Below are 3,563 nucleotides of genomic sequence, written 5' to 3' on the forward strand. Positions count from 1 at the left end.
GGCCCCGGGCGCCTGGGCCCCGCCGCGCCGCGTCCCGCTGACGAGGACCGCGCGGCGTACGAGGGTGACGAGGACTGCGTCGCGTACGAGAGGTACGTGGCTTACGAGGCGGGCCCGGCGACCACCGGGTAGTGGTCGGAGAGGTTCGTGAACGTCCCCTCGGAGGTCGTCCAGGGCGCGCACTCCTCCTTGATCACCTCGTTCTGCCAACCGGCAGGTCGCGCATGGCCGTTGCGGTGCAGCACGTAGTCCAGGTCGGACCGGCCGCCGTCGGGGTCGCGCCCGTGGGCGATCGAGTTGTCCTGGTTGTCCGAGGAGTAGGGGTGCCCGGTACGGGCGTCCGCGGGTGCGAGGTCGGCGTTGGCGAGCATGTCCGCGTACTCGTCGCCGCGCGAGTCGGTGTTGAAGTCGCCCGCGACCATGACCTCTTCGTCCGCGGGGATCTTCTTCTCGTCCAGGAAGGAGTCGATCGCGCGGAACTGCTCGGCCCGCGTCTTGCGCGCCTCGCCGTCACCGCAGGCCGAGTCGCCCGCCTGCACATGGGTGCCGACGACGTGCACCTTGGTGCCGTTCACATCGAGTACGGCGTAGACGAAGCCCTTGTTGGAGAGGTAGTCGGCGCCGCAGCCGTGGTCGTAGACGAACTGTTCCTTGTGCACGATCGGCCACTTGCTGAGGATCGTCACGCCGCCGTCCTCGGGTGCGATGTCCGACCACGAGCCGCCGGTCGCGTCCCAGCCGTCCTTGCTGCGGCCGAGTACGGGCGTCTGGTGCGGATACCGGTCGGCGGCCTTCTCCTGGAGCTTGTCGGAGACGGAGTTCTCGAACGCCTCCTGGAGGACGACGACGTCGTTGCCCTGGAAGAAGTCCGCGTCGGGGATCGCGTCCCCGCGGTGGTCCTGGCCCCAGTTGGGATAGATGAGCTTGTTGAAGAGGAACGTGTTGTAGGTGAGCACCGTGAGGGCGGGGGGATCGGCCGCCGCTCCCCTGGCTCCCGGGTGCTCTCCCGGCGCCGCGCTCGCGGAGGAGCCCGTCGCGGCGAACGCCGTGGCCGCGAGCGCCGCTACGACGGCGACCGCCTTGGCGCGGCGTAGTCTTCGCGGCCCGCGGGGCGGCGGCCCGGAGTCGTACGCGGAAGCCGGCGTGGGAGCCGGTGTGGGGACGGCTGATGCTGAGGGTGGCATGTTCGTCTCCCGTGGGGGGTGAGGGATCCGTACGGGCACATCCAAGCAAGCGGGCTTGATTTCGGTAACCGTCCCCGCACGCCAAAATCCGCCTGTGCGGCCCGAGTCGGCGACGGAGGCGGCGATCCGGCGGGCCCGCCCGCACCCACCGCGCACCACCCCGTACCCCTCCGTACCACCCGGCCCCGCAACGTCCCCTTTCCAACTGTCTGTCGGGTTACGCGCAGAAGAATCCCGGTGCAACTATTCGTACGCATCGCGCGTCTCACATGCGTACCGGCGCCATGGGGCGCCTCGGGGGGAGATGGAGGGGTAATGCGCATTCGCACGTTGTGCGTCACCGCGGTCGGCCTTGCCGCCGCGCTCACCGGGGGGTCGGCCGCGGCGGCCGACGGCGGCACCGCCACAGCCACGAGGGCGAGTACGAATACGAGCACGGCCACGAGCAGCGACGCCGCGGCCGCACACGCGGACGCCGCCGGACGGTCCGCCAACGCGGCGCCGGCCGCCGGGAGTTCGGCCAAGAGCGCCCAACGGGCCTCCGAACGGGCCTCCGTACGGGAGGACTTCAACGGCGACGGCTTCCAGGACGTGGCCACGGCCGCCCCGAACGCCACCGTCGCCGGCAAGGCACGCGCCGGGTACGTCGTCGTCACCTACGGCTCCGCCTCGGGACTCGACCCCGACTCCAGCACGTACCTCGACCAGAACAGCGCGGGCGTGCCCGGCACGGCCGAGGCCGACGACTACTTCGGCGCCAAGCTCGTCGCCCGCGACCTCGACGGCGACGGTCTGACCGACCTCGCGGTGCGCTCCTCCGGCGAACGCGTCGACGCCACCGACAGCTACGGCACGGTGACCGTGCTCTGGGGCCGTACGGGCGGGATCAGCGGCCAGGGCGCGGCGACGATCGAGGCGCCCGCGGGCTCCAGCGGCTGGGCCGTCGGCGCCAATCTGACGGCCGGCGACTTCGACGGGGACGGCGACACCGACCTGTTCATGGAGCACGGCGACGACTGGGAGCAACGCTCGGTGCTCTCCGGCCCGTTCACGCGCGGCGGCGAGGACGCGGGCGAGCAGCGCATCGACATGTTCACCACGGACAACGACATCCACACCGTCGTGGCGGGCGACGTCACCGGCGACGGCATCGACGACCTGATGACGTTCTACGTCTACCAGAACCACTCGGAGGGCGGCCGCTTCTGGCGGGGCACCTCCTCGGGCCTGTCCACCGAGGCCAAGCAGCTCAGTTCGGCGGACACCGCCGTCGTCGGCGACTTCGACAAGGACGGCAAGGGCGACCTGGCGACGCGTACGGTCCCCGGCGGCATCACGGAGGACCTTCCGTACGACCCGGGCACCGTCAAGATCTACTACGGGACGGCCGACGGGCCCAGCTCCACCCGTACGACGACGATCACGCAGAACACCGCGGGCGTTCCCGGAGTCAGCGAGAAGGGCGACCAGTTCGGCGCCCGGCTCGACGCGGCCGACGTCAACGGCGACGGCTACGCGGACCTCGCGGCGGGCGTCCCGTTCGAGGCCATCGGCAAGAAGGCCGCGGCGGGCGCGGTGGTGCTGCTCAAGGGCCGCTCGGGCGGGCTCAGCGGCACCGGGGCGCAGGCGTTCCACCAGGACACCGCGGGGATTCCGGGGGTGGCCGAGGCCGGGGACCGCTTCGGCGGCGCGGTGCGTCTGCTCGACGTGACGAAGGACGGCAAGGCCGAACTGGCCGTGGCCGCACCGGAGGAGAACGGTACGGGCGCCGTCTGGTCGCTGCGCGGCACGGCGAACGGCCTCACCGCGACGGGCTCGCTCGCCTTCAACCCGGTCGACCTGGGCACCCCGGCCGCCGGCGCCACATTCGGCAACTCCTTCGCGAACGAGCAGGGCACGTCGCTGTATCCGCCGTACTGAGGGTGAGGGCGTACGGACGGTCGGCCGTACGGACCGGCCTCCGGCCCAACGCCCCCTGGCCCTTGACCCTCGGCCTCCGGATCCGTTGGAGGTCCGGGGGCCGAGGGCTGTCCGGAGGGTGTTCCTCCGGCCGCCGTCAGCAGACGCGGCCGGAAGAGACGTACTCCTCGAACACCGACCAGGTCTCCGCGCCGACCACACCGTTGACCGGCAGCCCCGTACAGCTCTGGAACTGCCGTACGCGCAGGGCGGTTTCGGCGTCGAAGTCGCCGTCGACCTCGATGATGTCGTCGATGATCAGGGTGTGCAGCAGATAGCACTGGGCCTGCTTCACGGCGGGCCCGGTGTCGCCCTGCCGCAGGGTGGGACGTGCGCCGCTGTGGTGGCAGGGGTCCGCGGCGGGGCGCACGGCGGAGCCGCTCGCCGCTCCCGTCGGGGCCGCCGCGGCGGCGGTGCCGG

Annotated in this window: 3 protein-coding genes; 1 reads left to right on the top strand and 2 read right to left on the bottom strand. The window is 71.8% G+C overall.

The genetic code is table 11. The annotated features are described in order from the left end of the window. Positions 1-101 precede the first annotated feature (101 nt). Positions 102-1,184 carry a sphingomyelin phosphodiesterase gene (gene sph, locus AN218_RS30385; RefSeq protein WP_079132758.1) on the bottom strand — a complete coding sequence of 361 codons (1,083 nt, stop codon included), beginning with the start codon at positions 1,182-1,184 and terminating at the stop codon, positions 102-104. Positions 1,185-1,499: 315 nt separating this feature from the next. Here sph and AN218_RS30390 point away from each other — a divergent pair, with 315 nt between their 5' ends. Continuing rightward, positions 1,500-3,104, top strand: a complete 1,605-nt coding sequence (locus AN218_RS30390) for an FG-GAP repeat protein (protein WP_070020249.1) — start codon at positions 1,500-1,502, stop codon at positions 3,102-3,104. 136 nt (positions 3,105-3,240) lie between these two features. Here the strand turns inward: AN218_RS30390 and AN218_RS30395 are convergent. Further along, positions 3,241-3,563, bottom strand: a 323-nt coding sequence (locus AN218_RS30395; protein WP_070020250.1) for a peptidoglycan-binding domain-containing protein, incomplete at its 5' end; no start/stop codon positions are given.

This window comes from Streptomyces nanshensis (genome assembly GCF_001751255.1).
GTDB lineage: Bacteria > Actinomycetota > Actinomycetes > Streptomycetales > Streptomycetaceae > Streptomyces > Streptomyces nanshensis_A.